Source organism: Rahnella ecdela, from assembly GCF_019049625.1.
Classification (GTDB): domain Bacteria; phylum Pseudomonadota; class Gammaproteobacteria; order Enterobacterales; family Enterobacteriaceae; genus Rahnella; species Rahnella ecdela.
This window is the reverse complement of record NZ_JAFMOY010000119.1, coordinates 86,616-104,771: the sequence shown is the minus strand read 5'-3', so window position 1 is coordinate 104,771 and position 18,156 is coordinate 86,616. Positions and strand designations below refer to the sequence as shown.

The 18,156-nt window shown below is 55.2% G+C and carries 19 protein-coding genes; 17 read left to right on the top strand and 2 right to left on the bottom strand.

Annotated elements, in window-relative coordinates:
- Positions 1-19: 19 nt before the first annotated feature.
- From ulaB to malQ, 7 genes are all read left to right on the top strand, one after another.
- Positions 20-328 carry a PTS ascorbate transporter subunit IIB gene (gene ulaB / locus J1784_RS08345; RefSeq protein ID WP_217148801.1) on the top strand — a complete coding sequence of 103 codons (309 nt, stop codon included), beginning with the start codon at positions 20-22 and terminating at the stop codon, positions 326-328.
- Positions 329-338: 10 nt separating this feature from the next.
- Positions 339-809: a PTS ascorbate transporter subunit IIA gene (gene ulaC, locus J1784_RS08340; protein ID WP_217148800.1), complete on the top strand. Its 471-nt coding sequence runs from the start codon at positions 339-341 to the stop codon at positions 807-809.
- A 25-nt stretch (positions 810-834) separates the two neighbouring features.
- Positions 835-1,491 carry a 3-keto-L-gulonate-6-phosphate decarboxylase UlaD gene (locus J1784_RS08335; RefSeq protein WP_217148799.1) on the top strand — a complete coding sequence of 219 codons (657 nt, stop codon included), beginning with the start codon at positions 835-837 and terminating at the stop codon, positions 1,489-1,491.
- A gap of 10 nt (positions 1,492-1,501) precedes the next feature.
- On the top strand, positions 1,502-2,362 hold the full coding sequence (locus tag J1784_RS08330) for an L-ribulose-5-phosphate 3-epimerase (RefSeq protein ID WP_217148798.1): 861 nt from the start codon (positions 1,502-1,504) through the stop codon (positions 2,360-2,362).
- Positions 2,359-3,048 (top strand): L-ribulose-5-phosphate 4-epimerase, encoded by a 690-nt coding sequence (locus J1784_RS08325; RefSeq protein WP_217148797.1) that lies wholly within the window; start codon positions 2,359-2,361, stop codon positions 3,046-3,048. Before J1784_RS08330 ends, J1784_RS08325 begins: the two co-directional genes overlap by 4 nt.
- A 269-nt stretch (positions 3,049-3,317) precedes the next feature.
- Positions 3,318-5,732 (top strand): maltodextrin phosphorylase, encoded by a 2,415-nt coding sequence (malP, locus tag J1784_RS08320; RefSeq protein ID WP_217148796.1) that lies wholly within the window; start codon positions 3,318-3,320, stop codon positions 5,730-5,732.
- An 8-nt stretch (positions 5,733-5,740) separates the two neighbouring features.
- The gene (gene malQ, locus J1784_RS08315; RefSeq protein ID WP_217148795.1) at positions 5,741-7,816 is read left to right on the top strand and encodes a 4-alpha-glucanotransferase; all 2,076 of its coding nucleotides are present in this window, start codon (positions 5,741-5,743) and stop codon (positions 7,814-7,816) included.
- 53 nt (positions 7,817-7,869) lie between these two features.
- Here malQ and nfuA read toward each other — a convergent pair whose 3' ends face one another.
- Together nfuA and gntX are read right to left on the bottom strand one after the other, a co-directional pair.
- Positions 7,870-8,445, bottom strand: coding sequence for a Fe-S biogenesis protein NfuA (gene nfuA, locus J1784_RS08310; RefSeq protein ID WP_120135273.1), 576 nt, complete (start codon positions 8,443-8,445; stop codon positions 7,870-7,872).
- A 97-nt stretch (positions 8,446-8,542) separates the two neighbouring features.
- On the bottom strand, positions 8,543-9,232 hold the full coding sequence (gene gntX / locus J1784_RS08305) for a DNA utilization protein GntX (protein ID WP_217148794.1): 690 nt from the start codon (positions 9,230-9,232) through the stop codon (positions 8,543-8,545).
- A gap of 46 nt (positions 9,233-9,278) precedes the next feature.
- Here gntX and bioH point away from each other — a divergent pair, with 46 nt between their 5' ends.
- The 10 genes from bioH to mdcH all read left to right on the top strand — a co-directional run bounded on the left by bioH (position 9,279) and on the right by mdcH (position 18,135).
- Positions 9,279-10,064, top strand: coding sequence for a pimeloyl-ACP methyl ester esterase BioH (gene bioH, locus J1784_RS08300; protein WP_217148793.1), 786 nt, complete (start codon positions 9,279-9,281; stop codon positions 10,062-10,064).
- 230 nt (positions 10,065-10,294) lie between these two features.
- A complete protein-coding gene (locus J1784_RS08295) occupies positions 10,295-10,564 on the top strand; it encodes a YdgH/BhsA/McbA-like domain containing protein (RefSeq protein ID WP_120135270.1) in 270 nt (89 codons plus the stop codon).
- A 301-nt stretch (positions 10,565-10,865) separates the two neighbouring features.
- Positions 10,866-12,527: a malonate decarboxylase subunit alpha gene (gene mdcA / locus J1784_RS08290; protein ID WP_120509621.1), complete on the top strand. Its 1,662-nt coding sequence runs from the start codon at positions 10,866-10,868 to the stop codon at positions 12,525-12,527.
- Positions 12,528-12,532: 5 nt separating this feature from the next.
- Entirely contained in the window at positions 12,533-13,390 is an 858-nt protein-coding gene (locus J1784_RS08285; RefSeq protein WP_217148792.1) for a triphosphoribosyl-dephospho-CoA synthase, read from the top strand.
- Positions 13,391-13,430: 40 nt separating this feature from the next.
- Complete coding sequence (locus J1784_RS08280) at positions 13,431-13,733, top strand: malonate decarboxylase subunit delta (RefSeq protein WP_217148791.1); 303 nt, start codon at positions 13,431-13,433, stop codon at positions 13,731-13,733.
- A complete protein-coding gene (locus J1784_RS08275; RefSeq protein WP_217148790.1) occupies positions 13,723-14,565 on the top strand; it encodes a biotin-independent malonate decarboxylase subunit beta in 843 nt (280 codons plus the stop codon). Before J1784_RS08280 ends, J1784_RS08275 begins: the two co-directional genes overlap by 11 nt.
- A complete protein-coding gene (gene mdcE, locus J1784_RS08270; RefSeq protein ID WP_217148789.1) occupies positions 14,562-15,377 on the top strand; it encodes a biotin-independent malonate decarboxylase subunit gamma in 816 nt (271 codons plus the stop codon). Before J1784_RS08275 ends, mdcE begins: the two co-directional genes overlap by 4 nt.
- Positions 15,378-15,566: 189 nt before the next feature.
- Positions 15,567-16,529, top strand: coding sequence for an AEC family transporter (locus J1784_RS08265; RefSeq protein ID WP_217148788.1), 963 nt, complete (start codon positions 15,567-15,569; stop codon positions 16,527-16,529).
- A 16-nt stretch (positions 16,530-16,545) separates the two neighbouring features.
- The gene (locus J1784_RS08260; protein WP_217148787.1) at positions 16,546-17,172 is read left to right on the top strand and encodes a malonate decarboxylase holo-ACP synthase; all 627 of its coding nucleotides are present in this window, start codon (positions 16,546-16,548) and stop codon (positions 17,170-17,172) included.
- A 27-nt stretch (positions 17,173-17,199) separates the two neighbouring features.
- A complete protein-coding gene (gene mdcH, locus J1784_RS08255; protein ID WP_217148786.1) occupies positions 17,200-18,135 on the top strand; it encodes a malonate decarboxylase subunit epsilon in 936 nt (311 codons plus the stop codon).
- The last annotated feature ends 21 nt before the right edge of the window (positions 18,136-18,156 follow it).

Sequence of the window (18,156 nt, the reverse complement as noted above, 5' to 3'; positions counted from 1 at the left end):
ACAAATCAACGAGGTTCCCATGACAGTACGAATTCTGGCGGTATGCGGTTGCGGGCAGGGCAGTTCGATGATCATGAAGATGAAAATCGGCCAGTTTCTGACGCAGGAAGGCGTGGATCACACTATGAACAGCTGCGCAGTGGGGGAATACAAATCAGAGCTGAGCGGCGCCGACATTATTGTCGCCTCCACGCATGTAGCGGATGAAATCACCGTCAGCGGCAATAAATACGTTGTCGGCGTGCGCAACATGCTGTCGGCGGCAGATTTCGGTCCGAAAGTGATGGAAGTGATCAACGCGCACTTTCCGTCGTCGCTGAAAAAGTAAGGAGAGCTTTATGAAGCTGCGAGATTCACTGGCTGAAAACAATTCGATTCGCCTGAATGCAGAAGCAGAAACCTGGCAGGACGCCGTGAAAATTGGCGTCGATATGCTGGTGGAAGCCGGTGTGGTTGAGCCGCGCTATTACCAGGCAATTTTGGATGGCGTTAAACAGTTCGGGCCATATTTCGTGATTGCACCGGGGCTGGCGATGCCGCATGGGCGTCCGGAAGAAGGTGTGCTGAAAACGGGTTTTGCGCTGGTCACGCTGAAAACGCCGCTGGTGTTTAACCATGAGGATAACGATCCGGTGGATATCCTCATTACGATGGCGGCGGTGGATTCCAACACGCATCAGGAAATCGGCATCATGCAGGTGGTGAATCTGTTTGTTGACGAAGCCAATTTTGACCGCCTGCGTGCCTGCACTACCGCGCAGCAGGTACTGGATTTGATCGACCAGACTTCCGCTACGGCGGTTCACTAATTCGTAAGCAGAGAAGGAATTCATGATGTCTCAGTCATTACCGATGTTGCAGGTGGCGCTGGATAACCAGTCAATGGCAGACGCCTACAAAACCACGCGGCTGATCGCCAGCGAAGTCGACATTATCGAAGTCGGCACGATTTTATGTGTCGCAGAAGGCGTGCGGGCGGTGCGTGATCTGAAAGCGCTGTATCCGGAAAAAATCGTGCTGGCCGATGCGAAAATCGCTGATGCCGGAAAAATCCTCTCGCGTATGTGTTTCGAAGCCAATGCTGACTGGGTGACGGTGATTTGCTGCGCCGACATCAACACCACCAAAGGTGCGCTGGAAGTAGCGAACGAATTCAATGGTGATGTGCAGATTGAACTGACGGGGTACTGGACGTGGGAACAGGCGCAGGAATGGCATGAAGCCGGTATCCGGCAGGTGGTTTATCACCGCAGCCGCGACGCGCAGGCCGCCGGTGTGGCGTGGAGCGATGCTGATATCACGGCGATTAAACGCCTTTCCGGCATGGGCTTCAAGGTGACCATCACCGGCGGTCTGGCACTGGAAGATTTGCCGCTGTTTAAAGACATTCCGGTGCACGTTTTCATCGCCGGACGCAGTATCCGTGATGCGAAAGATCCGGTTGATGCGGCGCGTCAGTTCAAAAAATCTATCCGCCAGCTCTGGGGCTAAGGAACATCGCATGATGCATAAAGCCGTTCCGCTCGGGATCTACGAAAAAGCGCTACCCGCCGGTGAAGACTGGCTGAAGCGCCTGACTATGGCGAAAGAACTGGGCTTTGATTTCGTTGAAATGTCGGTGGATGAAACCGATAACCGGCTGGCGCGGCTTGACTGGTCACGCGAGCGGCGACTGAGCGTGGTGGACGCGATTTCGCGCACCGGTATCCGTATTCCGTCGATGTGCCTGAGCGCACACCGGCGGTTCCCGCTCGGTGCAGAAGATGATGAAACCCGTGATCACGGGCTGGAAATCATGCGTAAAGCCATCGTACTGGCGCAGGATTTGGGGATCCGTGTGATCCAGCTTGCCGGTTATGACGTCTGGTACCAGCAGGCCAACGACCATACCCGCGAGCGTTTTCGCGACGGTTTACAGGAATCGGTCGAAATGGCCAGCCGCGCACAGGTTACGCTGGCGATGGAAATTATGGATTACCCGCTGATGAACTCGATCAGTAAAGCGCTCGGTTACGCGCATTACCTGAATAATCCCTGGTTCCAGCTTTATCCTGATATCGGCAATTTGTCGGCATGGGACAACGACGTGCAGATGGAACTGGCAAGTGGCGCGGGACATATTGTCGCCGTGCACATCAAAGACACGCAGCCCGGTGTATTCAAAAACGTACCGTTCGGCAGTGGCGTGGTGGAGTTTGAACGTTGTTTTGCCACGTTGCAAAAAAGCGGTTATCGCGGGCCGTATCTGATCGAGATGTGGAGCGAAACCGCAGCCGATCCGATGCAGGAAGTGCGTAACGCGCGCGCCTGGGTGGTCGATAAAATGCAGAAAGCCGGGCTGAATATTGAGGAAACAGTATGACGGACGTGCTGAAACAATCTGTTTTTGAGGCCAATATGGCGCTGCCCGCGTTTGGTCTGGTGACCTTTACGTGGGGTAACGTCAGCGGCATCGACCGCGAGCGCGGACTGGTGGTCATTAAGCCGAGCGGGGTGGAATACGAAAGAATGCAGGCCAGCGATATGGTGGTGGTCAACCTGGAAGGTGAAGTCGTGGAGGGGCATTACAAACCATCCTCCGACACCGCCACGCATCTAGAGCTTTACGCCCGTTTCCCGCAGCTTGGCGGTATTGTGCATACCCATTCTACGTATGCGACATCCTGGGCGCAGGCCGGTATTGCCATCCCGCCGCTAGGCACCACGCATGCCGATTATTTTGCCGGTGCCATCCCCTGTACGCGACCGTTGTCGCACCATGAAGTGAACGGAGAATATGAACTGGAAACCGGCAAAGTGATTGTCGAAGCGCTGACCGGCACCGACCCGCTGCATATGCCGGGTATTCTGGTCGCCCAGCACGGACCGTTCTGCTGGGGAACCACGCCTGAGCAGGCGGTTCATAACGCCGTCGTGCTGGAAGAAGTCGCCAAAATGGCATGGATCACGGGCTCAATCCGGCGCACCCAGACCCCGATGGATGATTACCTGCTGCAAAAACATTTCAGCCGCAAACACGGGCCGGATGCGTATTACGGACAGAAATAACCAACGGTTTTAGAAACAAAGAGAAGTGAGCATTTTTTCGACATAGGGTTTATACATAAGTGTATTGGGATCACACTTTTTACCCATCATAGTTCAAGCCGCAGGGGCGTTGGCTACGCTCACTCACCCGAATCACTGACTTATGTCAGCTCTTCGGGATTCGTTTAGTTGCCGCCTTCCTGCATCTCGAACTATTTTGTGTAGTACACGCAATCAGGCTTTTTCTCACGGAAGCATTCCGTCCCCTCAGACAGAAAAGAGACTGCCCTATGTCGAAGATCACGTTCAAGCAGGATGTTTTTTTGGCGGCGCTCACCCGCCAGTGGCAAGCATTCGGACTCACTTCAGCTTCAGATATGACCCGGCATCAGTGGTGGCACGCGGTCAGTGCCGCCGTCGCTGAACAGTTACCGCCGCAAAATGATACCGCCGGCAGCATAAGCAAAAAAATCACGCGCCACGTTAACTATATCTCGATGGAATTTCTGGTCGGGCGTCTCACCGGCAACAACCTGATTAATCTCGGCTGGTACGAAAAAATTGCCACTGCGCTGGAACAGTTCGATATCAATCTGACTGACCTGCTGGAAGAAGAAATCGATCCTGCACTGGGCAACGGCGGACTGGGGCGTCTGGCGGCCTGTTATCTCGATGCGATGGCATCGGTCGGGCAGCCCGGTATCGGTTATGGCCTGAATTATCAGTACGGTTTATTCCGCCAGCGCTTTGTCGATGGCAAACAGAAAGAGTCGCCGGACGACTGGCACCGCAACGATTACCCGTGGTTCCGTCATAACAGTTCACTGGCGGTCAGCGTCGGGATCGGCGGTAAAATCGTTAAAAACGAACAGGGCGTCTCGCGCTGGGAGCCGGAATTTACCCTGCGTGGCGAGGCCTGGGATCTGCCGGTGATGGGCTATCGCAACGGCATCACGCAGCCGCTGCGTTTATGGGAGGCCACGCATCCGCATCCGTTTGATCTCGAAAAGTTTAATGACGGCGAGTTTCTGAAAGCCGAACAGCAGGGCGTCGAAGCCGCCAAACTTACCAAAGTGCTCTATCCGAATGATAATCATCAGGCCGGTAAACGTCTGCGCCTGATGCAGCAGTATTTCCAGTGCGCCTGTTCGGTGGCCGATATCCTGCGGCGTCACCATTTTCATGGCCGCAAAATCAGCGAGCTGCCGGATTATGAAGTCATCCAGCTCAATGATACGCATCCGACCATCGCCATTCCTGAAATGCTGCGCGTGCTGATTGACGAGCATCAGCTGAGCTGGGATGAGGCGTGGCACATTACCAGCCGCACGTTCGCTTACACCAACCACACGTTAATGCCGGAAGCGCTGGAAACCTGGGACGAGCGGCTGGTGCGCAGTCTGCTGCCGCGCCATTTCCAGATAATCAAACAGATCAACGCCAGCTTTAAGAAACTGGTCAGCAAAGAGTGGCCGGGCGATGAGGCTGTCTGGGCGAAGCTGGCCGTGCATCACGACAAACAGGTGCGCATGGCGAATCTCTGCGTGGTCGCCGGTTTTGCCGTCAATGGCGTGGCAGCGCTGCATTCAGATCTGGTAGTGAAAGATTTGTTCCCGGAATATCACCAGCTGTGGCCGCAGAAGTTCCACAATGTGACTAACGGCATCACGCCGCGTCGCTGGCTGAAACAGTGTAATCCGGCGCTTTCCGCGCTGATTGATGATCGTCTGAAAACCGACAGGTGGGTAAGCAATCTGGATTTGTTGAAAGGTCTGGAAGACGGCATTAAAGACAAAAAATTCTGCAGGCAGTACCGCAAAATCAAGCATGACAACAAAGTGCGGTTGGCAGAATACGTCTGGCATCGCATGGGGATCAGACTTAATCCAGACGCGATTTTCGATGTGCAGATAAAACGTCTGCACGAGTACAAACGTCAGCATCTCAATCTGCTGCACATTCTTTCTCTGTACCGTCAGATCCGTGATAACCCGAAACTCGACATCGTGCCGCGTGTTTTCCTGTTCGGTGCCAAAGCCGCGCCCGGTTATTACCTCGCTAAAAATATTATCTATGCGATCAATCAGGTGGCGGAGAAGATCAATAACGATCCGATCGTTGCCGATCGTATCAAAGTGGTGTTCATACCGGATTATTGTGTGTCGGTGGCTGAACTGATGATCCCGGCAGCGGATGTTTCTGAGCAGATTTCTACCGCAGGGAAAGAGGCTTCCGGCACCGGCAATATGAAACTGGCGCTGAACGGCGCGCTGACCGTAGGCACGCTCGACGGGGCAAACGTCGAAATTGCCGAACAGGTCGGCGAGGACAATATCTTTATCTTTGGCCTGACGGTCGATGAAGTGAAAGCGCAGTTGAAAAAGGGCTACAAGCCGAAAGCGCTGGTAAAAAAAGATAAACATCTCAAGGCCATTCTCGATGAACTGGCCAGCGGCTTTTATGCCAATGGGGACAAGAAAGCTTTTGATCTGATGCTTCACAGCCTGCTCGATGGCGGCGATCCGTATCTGGTGCTGGCGGATTTTGCAGCTTATTGCGAAGCGCAGAAACAGGTCGATACGCTGTTCCGCAATGCCGATGAATGGACGCGCCGCACGTTGCTGAATACGGCGCGCGTCGGGATGTTCAGCGCTGACCGTTCCATCCGCGATTATCAGCAGCGTATCTGGCAGGCCAAACGATAGGAGCAGACATGGAGGATAAGCAACTCGTTGAGGCAGCCCGCCGGGCTGGGATTTTAGACAGTTTTATCAATATGACCGATGACGTCGAAACAGTATCCGATGACACGCGTGCCGCCCTCCTCGCGGCAATGGGGCGTGATCTGTCCGGGGTGCCCGATGTCACGCCGGTGCCGCCGGTTAAAGTCTTTACGCAGGGCAAAAAAGTGCTTTTGACACCGGAAGTCACCGGCGTATTCACCTGGCAGCTGACGCTTGAAAATGGCAGTCATAAGCAGGGAGAAATTCAGGCAGGCAAAGTGCTGAACCTCGGCGCAGCGCTGCCTGCGGGTTATCATCAGCTGACATTAGCGCAAAATGATAATGTCTGGACGTGCCGGATTATTGTCGTGCCGCCGCGCTGTTATGAACCGCAGGCATTGCTGGAAGGCAAAAAACTGTGGGGCGCGACGGTTCAGCTTTACACGCTACGTTCTGAAAATAACTGGGGTGTGGGTGATTTCGGTGACCTGAAAAAAATGGTCGAAGAAGTTGGAAAACGTGGCGGGGCGTTCGTCGGACTCAATCCCATTCATTCGCTGTATCCGGCAAATCCGCAAAGTGCCAGCCCGTACAGTCCGTCGTCCCGTCGCTGGCTGAATCTGACTTATATCGACGTGAATGCCGTCGAAGAATTTGCCGCCAGCAGTGCGGCGCAAACCTGGTGGAATTCCATCGAAACGCATGACGCGTTATTGCAGGCGCGCAGCACCGATTATGTCGATTATTCGCTGGTGATGGCGCTGAAATCCGTAGCGCTGAAACTCGCCTGGCCGCTGTTTTGCGAACTGACGGAAGACAGCCCGCGTAAGCAGGATTTCCGTCGTTTCGTCGAACTTGGCGGCGACAGTCTGCGGCAACAGGCGCTGTTCGACGCGCTGCATGTGCATCTGCGCGATCTCGATTTAGGACAGTGGGGCTGGCCGGTGTGGCCGCAAGCCTATCGCGATGCTCAAAGTACTGACGTGGCGCAGTTCAGTGAACGGTACGCCAGCGAAATCGAATTTTATCAGTGGCAGCAATGGCTGGCACATACGCAGTTTTCTGAATGTTATCAGCACAGTATCGAACTGAAAATGCCCATCGGTTTGTACCGTGATCTGGCCGTTGGCGTGGCGCAGGGCGGGGCGGAAACCTGGTCGGATCCGGCGCTGTATTGCCTGAAAGCAACCATCGGCGCACCGCCGGATATTCTCGGGCCGCAGGGGCAAAACTGGGGCCTTCCACCCATTGATCCCCATGAAATGAAAGCCCGTGCCTATCAGCCATTTATTGATTTGCTGCGGGCGAATATGGCGGATTGCGGGGCACTGCGTATTGATCACGTGATGGGTTTACTGCGTTTGTGGTGGATACCGGCGGATCAGGAGGCGGGGAATGGCGCGTACGTCCGCTATCCGCTGGAGGATTTGCTCGGCGTTCTCGCGCTGGAGAGTCAGCGTCATGAGTGCATGGTGATTGGTGAAGATCTCGGTACCGTACCAAAAGAGATTGTCGCCAGCCTGCGTAACAGCGGCGTGTACTCCTACAAAGTATTGTATTTCGAGCACGATAAAAACTTCGTTTACCGTCCGCCACAAGACTATGTTTCCCAGGCGATGGCAACGGTCACCACGCACGACCTGCCGACGCTGCGCGGTTACTGGGAGGGTGGCGATTTAACGCTCGGCGCATCGCTGGGTGTTTATCCGGACCCGCAGGTTTTGGAGAAACTGCGCGGGGAGCGTGAAAACAGCAAACAGGGATTGCTGAATGCGCTACATCTGACACAGTGCGTGCCGAAATCGACGTCTCGTATTGCCGAAGGTATGCCCATGACGCCGCTGATTAATAGCGGGTTACAGCGTTATCTGGCGGGAAGTGCCAGTGCGTTACTCGGCCTGCAACCGGAAGACTGGCTGGATATGGATCTGCCGGTGAATGTGCCCGGCACCAATACCGAATACCCCAACTGGCGGCGAAAACTGACACGAATGCTGGAGGACATGTTTGGCGATGAGCATATTGATGCGCTGCTGGCTGATTTGAACCAGCGCAGGCAGGCATAAAAAAAGCACCCAACGGAAGGGTGCTTTTTATGTTCCGGCTGATCAACGGTTGATCAGTAGAAAGAGTGTTCGCCGCGCTGGTGTTCAGTCAGGTCACGAACGCCTTTCAGTTCAGGGAAGTTTTGCAGCAGTTCTTTCTCGATGCCGTCTTTCAGGGTGACATCAATCATGGAACAGCCGTTACAGCCGCCGCCGAATTGCAGAACAGCGATACCGTCGTCAGTGATTTCCATCAGGGAAACACGACCGCCGTGGCTGGCTAACTGCGGGTTAATCTGCGATTGCAGCTGATATTCAACACGTTCCATCAGTGGCGCATCGTCAGACACTTTACGCATTTTGGCGTTCGGCGCTTTCAGCGTCAGCTGAGAACCCAGCTGATCGGTGACGAAGTCGATGACCGCGTCCTGCAGATAAGGCGCGCTTAATTCATCGATAAAAGCAGACAGCTTCTCGAACTTCAGTTCGGTATCCGTCGCTTCTACGGCGTCAGGTGGGCAATAGGAGACACCGCATTCTGCGGTCGGCGTACCGGGATTGATCACGAATACGCGGATTTGGGTGCCTTCTTCCTGGCTTGCCAGCAATTTGGCAAAGTGCTCTTGGGCAGCATCGGTAATAAGGATCATAACATTCGCTCAATAGTTGACTACTCTAGTTGGTTATAATACGCCCTTTGTTTTTACCCGTCACCCTCAGTGTTGCGCCGGTGTTAGCAGCACGTGCTCATGTCTGTAATGTCCGGCAGATACAGGCGATTTGCACAGAAGCAACCCTCTGATTGCGAAGAATTTTACTGATTTCACGCACCGTGCTGCCGGTCGTCACCACGTCATCCAGCAGCATCACGTGTTTACCCCGCAGACTGACATGGCATGTGAAGGCGTTACGCAAATTCCACTTCCTTTCCCTTTCGGTCAGACTTTGCTGCGACGTTGTGCGCCTGTCACGGCTCAGGGCATCGGGCAGGTATTCACAATGCAGCCAGCGCGCCAGCGGCTTTGCCAGCAATTCACTCTGATTGTAGCCACGTGAGAAATAGCGTTTCTGATGCAGCGGCACGCTGAGAAGTACGTCGGGTCTGGGCAGATTGCGCATCCGGTAACGTGCCTGCCAGCGCAGGAGAAGCAAACGGGCCAGGGCGGTGTCGAGCTCCGGCTGGTTGGAGAATTTGAACCGCAAAACCAGTCCGCTTACCGGCATTTCATAAGGACTGGCGAAAATCATCGCATCCCATGGCGGTGGTTTAAGCAAACACCGTCCGCAATCGGTCTCGCCGCCGGAAGACGGTAATCCACAGCGCAGACAGCAGGGCGGTGCGGCGGGTAAATGTTTCTGGCACAGGCTGCAAATACCCTGAACCGCGAGATGCAGCGGACACTGGCATAGCCAACAGCGGCTGGCAATTGTTAGCATAGTGGCGGGTTCCTTTTGCCATTCAGACAGACACGGACAATACGCTATGAACACGCTTTACCAGGAGACAATCGGCGAAGGAGATCGCCATCTTGTGCTGCTTCACGGATGGGGGCTGAATGCCGAAGTCTGGCGTTACACCGCAGAGCGACTTGCGCCGCAATTTTGTCTGCACCTGATCGACCTGCCGGGCTATGGCCGCAGTGAAGGTTTCGGGGCGATGACGCTTGCGGAAATGGCGGATACGGTCCTGGCGGCTATGCCACAAAAGGCCTCGCTGATGGGCTGGTCGCTGGGCGGGCTGGTTGCCAGCCAGATTGCGCTGAGCGCGCCGCAGCGCGTGGAAAAACTGATTACCGTGGCGTCTTCTCCCCGCTTTACCGCTCAGGAAGACGCGGCGCAGGGAAACTGGCCGGGGATCCGCCCTGACGTGCTTCAGGGTTTTCAGCACCAGCTGAGCGAAGATTTCCAGAGAACGGTCGAGCGTTTTCTGGCGTTGCAAACCCTTGGCAGCGACAGTGCGCGTCAGGATGCCCGTTTGCTGAAATCGATCGTTCTGAATCTGCCTATGCCACCGGTGGACGTGCTCAACGGCGGACTGGATATTTTGCGCACGTCCGATTTACGCCAGCCGATGACGCAGCTGACTTTGCCGTTATTGCGCATTTACGGCGCGCTCGACGGGCTGGTACCGCGAAAAGTGGTGCCGTTGCTGGATGCGTTACTGCCGGGCTCTGATTCTGAAGTCATTGAAAAAGCAGCGCATGCACCGTTTATCTCTCATCCGGACGCGTTTTGTGAGTGTGTCCGACGGTTCCTGATTGCAGAATGAAAATCAATGTAAATATTTTTTACTAATTTCTGGATAATTCCCGAAGGTGATTAATACTTAAGCCGATAGATGGCGGAGGTGAGAGGGGGAAGGTTTTCCATTACCCGTTTGTGTCTCTGGGGAGAAATCTGGTGGTTGACCAGGAAGGTTCGTGCCAGCACAGATTCACCTGCCGTTCATATCTTGACTGCTTTCTTACAAAATTATTCATCCAATTTAGAGGTAATGTCATGAAATCAAATAAAATTATTATTGCAGCTGTTCTGGCAGGTTTGTTCTCTGTGAATGCAATGGCCGCTGAGATGATCAGCAAAGAAGACGCCAAAGAAAAGGGTTACACCAGCCTGGGTACCGTCACCACCAGCAATGAATACACTGCGCCAATGGATGCTAAAGATGAGCTTTCCAAACTGGCTGATGAAAAAGGCGGGAAATACTACGTCGTTATCGCTGCGCAGGAGAAAAAGAAAATCACTGCTACCGCAGAAGTTTTCAAATAATTCTCTGATCTGCAAAAGAGGGATGCCTGGCGCATCCCTTTTTTTCGCCTGTTTTTGCGTGATTGCTCCCATTCCTTGTTCTGTATCAAACTGTTTTTAAAGAATTCCCCTCAATCGTTACTCTCAGAGTAACGAAGTGTCAGTGCCCTTAATTGATGGTTATCTCACCGCTTCCTACACTTAACAGGCTAATTAAACAGGTCAATTGTGATGCAACCGCCACTTGACTGAAACTTCCCACCGTCCTCTTTTTTCATCACGCCGGGAAAACTTCAGCAAGCTCAACCCAGGGAGGTTTGGCATGCCGCAACATCCGCAGACCACGAAAGTGTGGGACACCCGCCGCAGCGAAAAACAACGGCGTATCGACAGTGTCCGTTCCGTGGCCGAGGGTAAAGTCTTACCCACCGACAAAATTATTCCTATCCTCGAAACGCTGATCGCCTCCGGCGATCGGGTGGTGATGGAAGGTAACAACCAAAAACAAGCTGACTTCCTTTCCCGTTCACTGGCAAAAGTGAACCCTGAGAAGCTGCATGATTTACATATGATCATGCCGAGCGTCAGCCGTGCTGAACATCTGGATCTCTTCGAACGCGGCATTGCCCGCAAGCTTGATTTCGCTTTCTCCGGCCCGCAAAGCCTGCGTATTGCGCAGTTGCTGGAAGACGGCCAGATGGAAATCGGTGCGATCCATACCTACATCGAGCTCTATTCCCGTCTTTACGTCGATCTGGTGCCAAACATCGCACTGATCGCCGGTTTCAAAGCGGACCGCAAAGGCAATCTTTATACCGGCGCAAGCACTGAAGACACGCCAGCGCTGGTCGAAGCCGCTGCCTTTAAAAACGGTATCGTGATTGCGCAGGTTAATGAACTGGTCGAAGAAGACACCGACCTGCCGCGCGTCGATATTCCGGGCGACTGGATTGATTTCGTGGTCGTCGCCGACAAGCCGTTCTTCATCGAACCGCTGTTTACCCGTGACCCGCGTCTGATTAAACCGGTCCACGTGTTGATGGCGATGATGGCGATTAAAGGCATCTACGCGAAACACAACGTGCAGTCGCTGAACCACGGTATTGGTTTTAACACCGCCGCCATCGAACTGCTGCTGCCGACGTACGGCGAACAGCTCGGCCTGCGCGGCAAAATTTGTAAGCACTGGACGCTGAACCCGCATCCGACGCTGATCCCTGCCATCGAAAGCGGCTGGGTCGAAACCGTTCACTGCTTCGGCGGCGAACTGGGGATGGAAGAATACATCCGTGCCCGCCCCGACGTGTTCTTCACCGGTTCTGACGGCTCCATGCGTTCCAACCGTGCGTTCTGTCAGCTGGCAGGCCAGTATGCGGTGGATATGTTCATCGGCTCCACCTTGCAGGTCGATGGCCTGGCGAACTCCTCTACCGTGACCCGCGGTCGTCTGGCCGGTTTCGGTGGCGCGCCAAATATGGGCCATGACCCGCACGGTCGCCGTCACTCCACGCCAGCCTGGCTCGACATGATTGAAGAGCCGGATCCGATGGCTCGCGGTAAAAAACTGGTCGTACAGATGGTGGAAACCTTCCAGGCCGGTGGCAAACCGACGTTTGTTGAGAAACTTGAAGCCGTCGATGTGGGTAAAGAATCCGGTATGCCGCTGGCACCTGTGATGATTTACGGCGACGACGTGACACACGTGCTGACCGAAGAAGGGATCGCCTATCTGCACCGCGCCCGCTCTCTGGAAGAACGCCGCGCGATGGTCGCTGCGGTAGCCGGTATCACTGACATCGGTCTGGGCGTTGACGCCAAACGCGTCGCCGACCTGCGTCGTCAGGAACTGGTGGTCTTCCCGGAAGACATGGGTATTCGCCGCACCGACGCCACCCGTTCTTTACTGGCGGCAGGCAGCGTGAGCGAACTGGTTGACTGGTCCGGCGGTTTATATAACCCGCCAGCCAAATTCCGTAGCTGGTAATCACGATGCCGCAGACTTTAACGATTGGCGCTGTACTCACAGCGGAAGAACTGGCCGAAAGGCTGGCAGAAACGGCGACGCAGGCGCTGATCGACGAAGCGCGGCTTAGCCCGAAACCGGGGCTGGTAGACAGCCGGAGTTCCGGCGCACATCAGGATTTAACGTTGGATCTGATGGTGCGTTCGGCGCGTAGCCTGACATCCACTTTCTATTTGCTGGCTTTACACAGCTGGCAGCGCCCGGCAGATATCGCCCTGCGCCAGGAAGTGGGCCGTTTAGGTCGTGCAGGCGAAGCACACATGATGGCCGAAACCGGCGGAGTGAATACTCACCGGGGTGCTATCTGGGCGATGGGGCTGCTGGTCAGCGCCGTCGCCATGCAGCCGGAACGTTTGCTGCCACTGAGTATCGCGCAACGCGCCGCGAAAATTGCAGCGTTACCCGATGCTTTCAGCCCGAAAAAATTCAGTAAGGGTTCGCACGCCGTGCAACGTTATCAGGTGCCGGGTGCCCGTGAAGAAGCACAGGGTGGTTTCCCGCATATTCTCGACCGGGCACTCCCGCAGCTTCACCACAGCCGGACACGCGGCGCGAGCGAAAGCGAAGCGCAGGTCGATGCTTTACTGGCGGTGATGACCACGCTTGCCGACACCTGTGTGCTGTCACGCGGCGGTTTGCCTGCTCTTAAAGGCATGCATCAGGGGGCTCAGGCCGTACTGGAAGCCGGTGGCACCAGCACGATGGCAGGCAAACAACTGTTGCACCATCTCGAACACCGGATGCTGTCGGACAACATATCGCCCGGCGGTGCCGCTGATTTACTGGCCGCGACGCTGTTCCTCGACCGCGTGAGCGTGGTCTGAACCCGACACGAATTAACTAACATCAGTACAAAGAGGTGTTATGGAACGTTTTGAATTTAACTACCCGGCGGCAAAACCGCTGGCAGGCCGCGCCGAAGCAGGCGTGGTAGGTTCCGGCGACTTAGAAGCGCTGTATGAACCCGACACAGCCAGCGCGCTGAAAATTATCGTCACCACATCCGTCGACGGCAGTCATACCTTATGGCAGAACTTTTTTAACCGTCTGAATGCGCTGCGCGAATTACCGGCAGGCCGTCTCGACATTAATGATTTCGGCGCCACACCAGGGGTTGCCCGTCTGCGTATCGAACAGGTCTTTGAGGAGGCTGAAAATGCCAACTGATACTGATCAGAGCTTTATCGAACTGAGTGCCCGTCAGCGCGCCCGCAAACTGCTGGACGCCGGGACTTTCCGCGAACTGCTCGGGCCGTTCGAACGCGTTATGTCTCCGTGGCTGGAACCGCAGGGCATCGTGCCGCAGGCCGATGACGGCATGGTGGTCGCAAAAGGCCAGATTAACGGTCAGCCCGCAGTGGTCGTTGCGATTGAAGGCAGCTTCCAGGGCGGCAGTATGGGCGAAGTGTCCGGTGCCAAAATGGCCGCTGCGCTGGAACTTGCCGCAGAAGATAACCGCAACGGCATCCCGACGCAGGCGGTTCTGCTGCTCGAAACTGGCGGTGTGCGTTTGCAGGAAGCCAATCTGGGTCTGGCTGCGATCGCGGATATTCATGCCGCGATTGTTGATTTACGCCGTTATACGCCGGTGATCGGCGTGGTGGCCGGGACTGTCGGTTGTTTTGGCGGGATGTCGATTGCCGCCGCACTGTGCAGCTATCTGATTGTGACCCGCGAAGCCCGTCTGGGGCTCAATGGCCCGCAGGTTATTGAACAGGAAGCCGGTATCGATGAATACGATTCCCGCGACCGTCCGTTTATCTGGAGCATGACCGGTGGCGAGGTGCGCTATCACAGCGGGTTTGTTGATGTACTGGTGAAAGATTCCCTGAATGAAGTCAAAGACGGCGTGCTGGCCTTTATTAAGGCGGGCGTACCAGCGACACATCGTTCTGATAATTATGATTATTACCTGCCAAAACTGACCGGTTTTGACACCGCGCAGCAGGCCAGCCGTGACGTGACGGAAGCTTTGTTTAACCGGGAGGATCGCGCATGAGCAACGTAGCAAACAATGCAGCCAGCCGGGGTGATTACTGGTTCGCACAACTGACCAAAGACGCCACACCGGTTAGCGGTCTTTGCCCTTCCGTGAAAGCGGCTGACGGCAAAATGAATGACCAGCCGGTGCGTTTCATCACCGTGGTACCGGACAAAAATAACCAGTATCCGCGTGCTGCGGGTGGCGAAGTCGGCCTGCTCGAAGGCTGGAATCTGGCAAAAGTGGTCAATGATGTGATTGATGCTGACGCCAGCGCCAGCATCAAACGCGCCATCGTGGCGGTGATTGATGTGCCAAGTCAGGCTTATGGTCGCCGCGAAGAAGCGTTCGGTATTCATCAGGCACTGGCCGGTGCCGCTGGTGCTTATGCCAAAGCTCGTCTGGCCGGACATCCGGTGGTCGGGCTGATTGTCGGCAAAGCGATGTCCGGTGCGTTTCTGGCGCACGGTTATCAGGCTAACAAGCTGATCGCTTTCAAAAATAACGGCGTGATGATCCACGCGATGGGGAAAGAATCCGCCGCGCGCATTACCTTACGCTCCGTGGACGCGCTGGAAAAACTGGCCGCCACCATTCCGCCGATGGCTTATGACATCGAAAACTACGCCACTCTGGGGCTGCTGTCACAACTGCTCGACATCGCTGATCCGGACAAGGCAACACCTGACGACATTACCAGCGTACAAAACGCTGTCTGGCAAAACATCCAGGACGCTCGCAAAGAAGGCGTTAGCCTCAGCAACCGTCTGGGTGCAGAAAACCGCGCAAGTTCGCAGCGCGTTCGCCAGCTGATGCGTCAGGAATGGTAATTCGTTAAAACTTTCAGTCTCAACCGGTAACGCACCTGCAAACAGCGTGACGCAGCCGCATTGCGGGTTCCGCCCTGACATATTCGTCAGGGTGAGAACCTGCTGTTGTCTGCAACTGGACTGTCATACTAAAAAAACCATCGCACCGGCGCCGACTGAGCATTCATTTTTTGCCTCAGGAAAAACGCTATGACTTACGTAATATTGCACGCGCTTGCCCCTATTTTCGTCATCATGATCCTCGGTTTTTATGCCGGGAAAGCGAAAATGGTGGATAACCAGAATGTCTCTTTACTTAATATTTTCGTGATGGATTTTGCTTTACCCGCTGCGCTGTTTGCAGCGACCGTACAGACCCCGTGGTCGGGCATTGTGGAACAGTCACCGCTGATCCTGGTGCTGGTTCTGGCCATGTGGATAACTTATGCAGCGATTTACTTTAATTGCACCAAGGTCTTTAAAAAGACTCCGCAGGACGCTGCCGTTCTGACGCTGACCGTGGCACTGCCAAACTATGCGGCGCTCGGTTTGCCCATTCTGAGCAGTGTGATGGGGGGGGCGCCGTCGACTTCACTGTCGGTTGCGGTTTCAATCGCCTGCGGTTCCGTGCTGATGACACCGTTCTGTCTGCTGATCCTTGAACGTGAGAAAGCGCGTCTGAGTGGCGAGAATCAGGGTTCTTCTCTGGCACTGCTGCCGGTTCTGATGTGGCGTTCAGTGAAAAAACCGATCGTCTGGGCACCGTTGTTGGGTGTGATTTTGTCAGCGATTGGCATTAAAATGCCGGAAATTTTCCTGGCATCGATCAAGCCGCTGGGTCTGTCCGCGACCGCGTCTGCGCTGTTCCTGACCGGTGTTATTCTGTCGGCCCGTAAACTGAAAATTAACGCTCCGGTGCTGTTGTCTTGTGTCGCGAAAAACCTGATCCAGCCGTTTATTGCCTGGGGTCTGGTTCTGGCGTTCGGTCTGAGCGGTCAGATTGCTGTGACGGCGATCCTGATGATTGCATTGTCAGCCGGTTTCTTCGGTATCGTGTTCGGTAACCGTTTCGGCGTTCAGTCTCCGGATGCAGAAGCGTCGCTGCTGATAAGCTCCATATTGTGTATCGTGACCTTGCCGCTGTTTATCTCTCTGACGGCTGCATTGCACTAATCAGAAAGGTTGAAAGATGAGTGACCCGCGTGCCCATGATTTTGTCTGGATAAGCGACCGTTCAGTGCTGCAAAGCGACGACACTTTACCCGCGTGGGTAAACACCGGCTGGCGCACGTCGCTGCCGCTGGTGGTGCGCCGTGATAAGCGTGCTGATGGTGCAATTCCTGTGGGTATTCGCGGGTTGACCCGCATTCAGCGAGCCGCTGCCTGGATAGATCCGGCGGTGGTAGTGCGGGTCGTCTCGCCCGAATCACTGGTCAGCGACGTCAATGCCTTGCTGCATTCGCCGTTTGTTTCCCAACAACCGGTGCAGGCGTTAATCACGCTAAGCAGCCTGAATCTGCCTTTCCAGTGGGGCGTGACGGGCAGTTGTGCTTACGCGCTGGTCAGTGATCTCCCGGTCATGCATGCGGACAGTGATCTTGATTTATTGGTGCGCTGCGACACGCCGGTGGATGCCTCCCGGTTCTCTGATTTTTACGACCAGCTTCAGCGGCTTCCCTGCCGCACCGATGTCCAGATCAATACGCCACAGGGCGGATTTGCTCTCAGTGAATGGCTGCGCGGCGGTGACGTCATGCTGAAAACGGCATCCGGCCCGCAACTGGTGCGTGACCCGTGGCAATTGCCGGCGGACTGAACCCGGCTAAAAGAAGCAAGGAGCACAATGAAAATCCTATTTACTTTCCCCGGACAGGGCCCGCAGGTGCCACAGATGTTGCATCGCCTGCCGGATAACCCCCTCACGCATTCCCTCATTGAACAGGCCAGCAATGCGCTTGCCGAAGATGTTCTGCTGCTCGACAGCGCCGATGCTCTGCGCTCCACCCGCGCCGTACAGCTGTGTCTGCTGATTGCCGGTGTGGTGTGGGCGAAACAGTGTCAGGCCGAAGGCATTGAGGCAGATTTTTGCAGCGGGCTGTCGATTGGTGCGTTCCCTGCCGCAGTGATTGCCGGAGCGCTCGACTTTGATGATGCCGTGCGTCTGGTCGCCCTGCGCGGTGAACTGATGCAGCAGGCTTATCCGCAGGGTTTTGGTCTTTCAGCCATTACCGGTCTGCGTCAGAGTCAGGTGGAAGAACTGGTGGCGCAGGTGAACAACACTGAATCACCGGTGTATCTCGCCAATATCAATGCTGAAGACCAGCTTGTAATTGCCGGCAGCGACGCCGCGATGGCGCAAGTGATGCAGCTTGCAAAAGGGCTGGGCGCGCAGAAAACGCATCAGCTGGCGGTCAGCGTGCCGTCGCATTGTGCGTTGCTGGATGAGCCTGCGGCTAAGCTGGTCGGGGCATTTAAAGAGATTCACATTTCCCGCCCGACCTGCGGTTATCTCAGCGGAACGACAGGGCGAGTGTACTGGCAGCCGGAAAAAATTGCCGACGATCTGGCCATGAACATGGCGCGCACCGTCAACTGGCGTGATGCGATGGTCGCGGCGTATGAGCGCGATGTGCGCCTGGCGATTGAAATGCCACCCGGTGCAGTGCTGACCGGTCTGACCCGCCGCGCAATGGATCAGGGCGAAGCGCTGTCTTTATGCCAGTCGGGGATGCATGTTACGGGACGTCTCGCAGCGCGGTTAAGGGAAAACGAACGCTGATTAAAGGCATGGTAGGTTGGT

Excerpts from the sequence above, each read along its gene's own strand:
- ulaB (WP_217148801.1), top strand. The coding sequence starts at position 20 with ATGACAGTACGAATTCTGGCGGTATGCGGTTGCGGGCAGGGCAGTTCG.
- ulaC (WP_217148800.1), top strand. The coding sequence starts at position 339 with ATGAAGCTGCGAGATTCACTGGCTGAAAACAATTCGATTCGCCTGAAT.
- J1784_RS08335 (WP_217148799.1), top strand. The coding sequence starts at position 835 with ATGTCTCAGTCATTACCGATGTTGCAGGTGGCGCTGGATAACCAGTCA.
- J1784_RS08330 (WP_217148798.1), top strand. The coding sequence starts at position 1,502 with ATGATGCATAAAGCCGTTCCGCTCGGGATCTACGAAAAAGCGCTACCC.
- J1784_RS08325 (WP_217148797.1), top strand. The coding sequence starts at position 2,359 with ATGACGGACGTGCTGAAACAATCTGTTTTTGAGGCCAATATGGCGCTG.
- malP (WP_217148796.1), top strand. The coding sequence starts at position 3,318 with ATGTCGAAGATCACGTTCAAGCAGGATGTTTTTTTGGCGGCGCTCACC.
- malQ (WP_217148795.1), top strand. The coding sequence starts at position 5,741 with ATGGAGGATAAGCAACTCGTTGAGGCAGCCCGCCGGGCTGGGATTTTA.
- nfuA (WP_120135273.1), bottom strand. The coding sequence starts at position 8,445 with ATGATCCTTATTACCGATGCTGCCCAAGAGCACTTTGCCAAATTGCTG.
- gntX (WP_217148794.1), bottom strand. The coding sequence starts at position 9,232 with ATGCTAACAATTGCCAGCCGCTGTTGGCTATGCCAGTGTCCGCTGCAT.
- bioH (WP_217148793.1), top strand. The coding sequence starts at position 9,279 with ATGAACACGCTTTACCAGGAGACAATCGGCGAAGGAGATCGCCATCTT.
- J1784_RS08295 (WP_120135270.1), top strand. The coding sequence starts at position 10,295 with ATGAAATCAAATAAAATTATTATTGCAGCTGTTCTGGCAGGTTTGTTC.
- mdcA (WP_120509621.1), top strand. The coding sequence starts at position 10,866 with ATGCCGCAACATCCGCAGACCACGAAAGTGTGGGACACCCGCCGCAGC.
- J1784_RS08285 (WP_217148792.1), top strand. The coding sequence starts at position 12,533 with ATGCCGCAGACTTTAACGATTGGCGCTGTACTCACAGCGGAAGAACTG.
- J1784_RS08280 (WP_217148791.1), top strand. The coding sequence starts at position 13,431 with ATGGAACGTTTTGAATTTAACTACCCGGCGGCAAAACCGCTGGCAGGC.
- J1784_RS08275 (WP_217148790.1), top strand. The coding sequence starts at position 13,723 with ATGCCAACTGATACTGATCAGAGCTTTATCGAACTGAGTGCCCGTCAG.
- mdcE (WP_217148789.1), top strand. The coding sequence starts at position 14,562 with ATGAGCAACGTAGCAAACAATGCAGCCAGCCGGGGTGATTACTGGTTC.
- J1784_RS08265 (WP_217148788.1), top strand. The coding sequence starts at position 15,567 with ATGACTTACGTAATATTGCACGCGCTTGCCCCTATTTTCGTCATCATG.
- J1784_RS08260 (WP_217148787.1), top strand. The coding sequence starts at position 16,546 with ATGAGTGACCCGCGTGCCCATGATTTTGTCTGGATAAGCGACCGTTCA.
- mdcH (WP_217148786.1), top strand. The coding sequence starts at position 17,200 with ATGAAAATCCTATTTACTTTCCCCGGACAGGGCCCGCAGGTGCCACAG.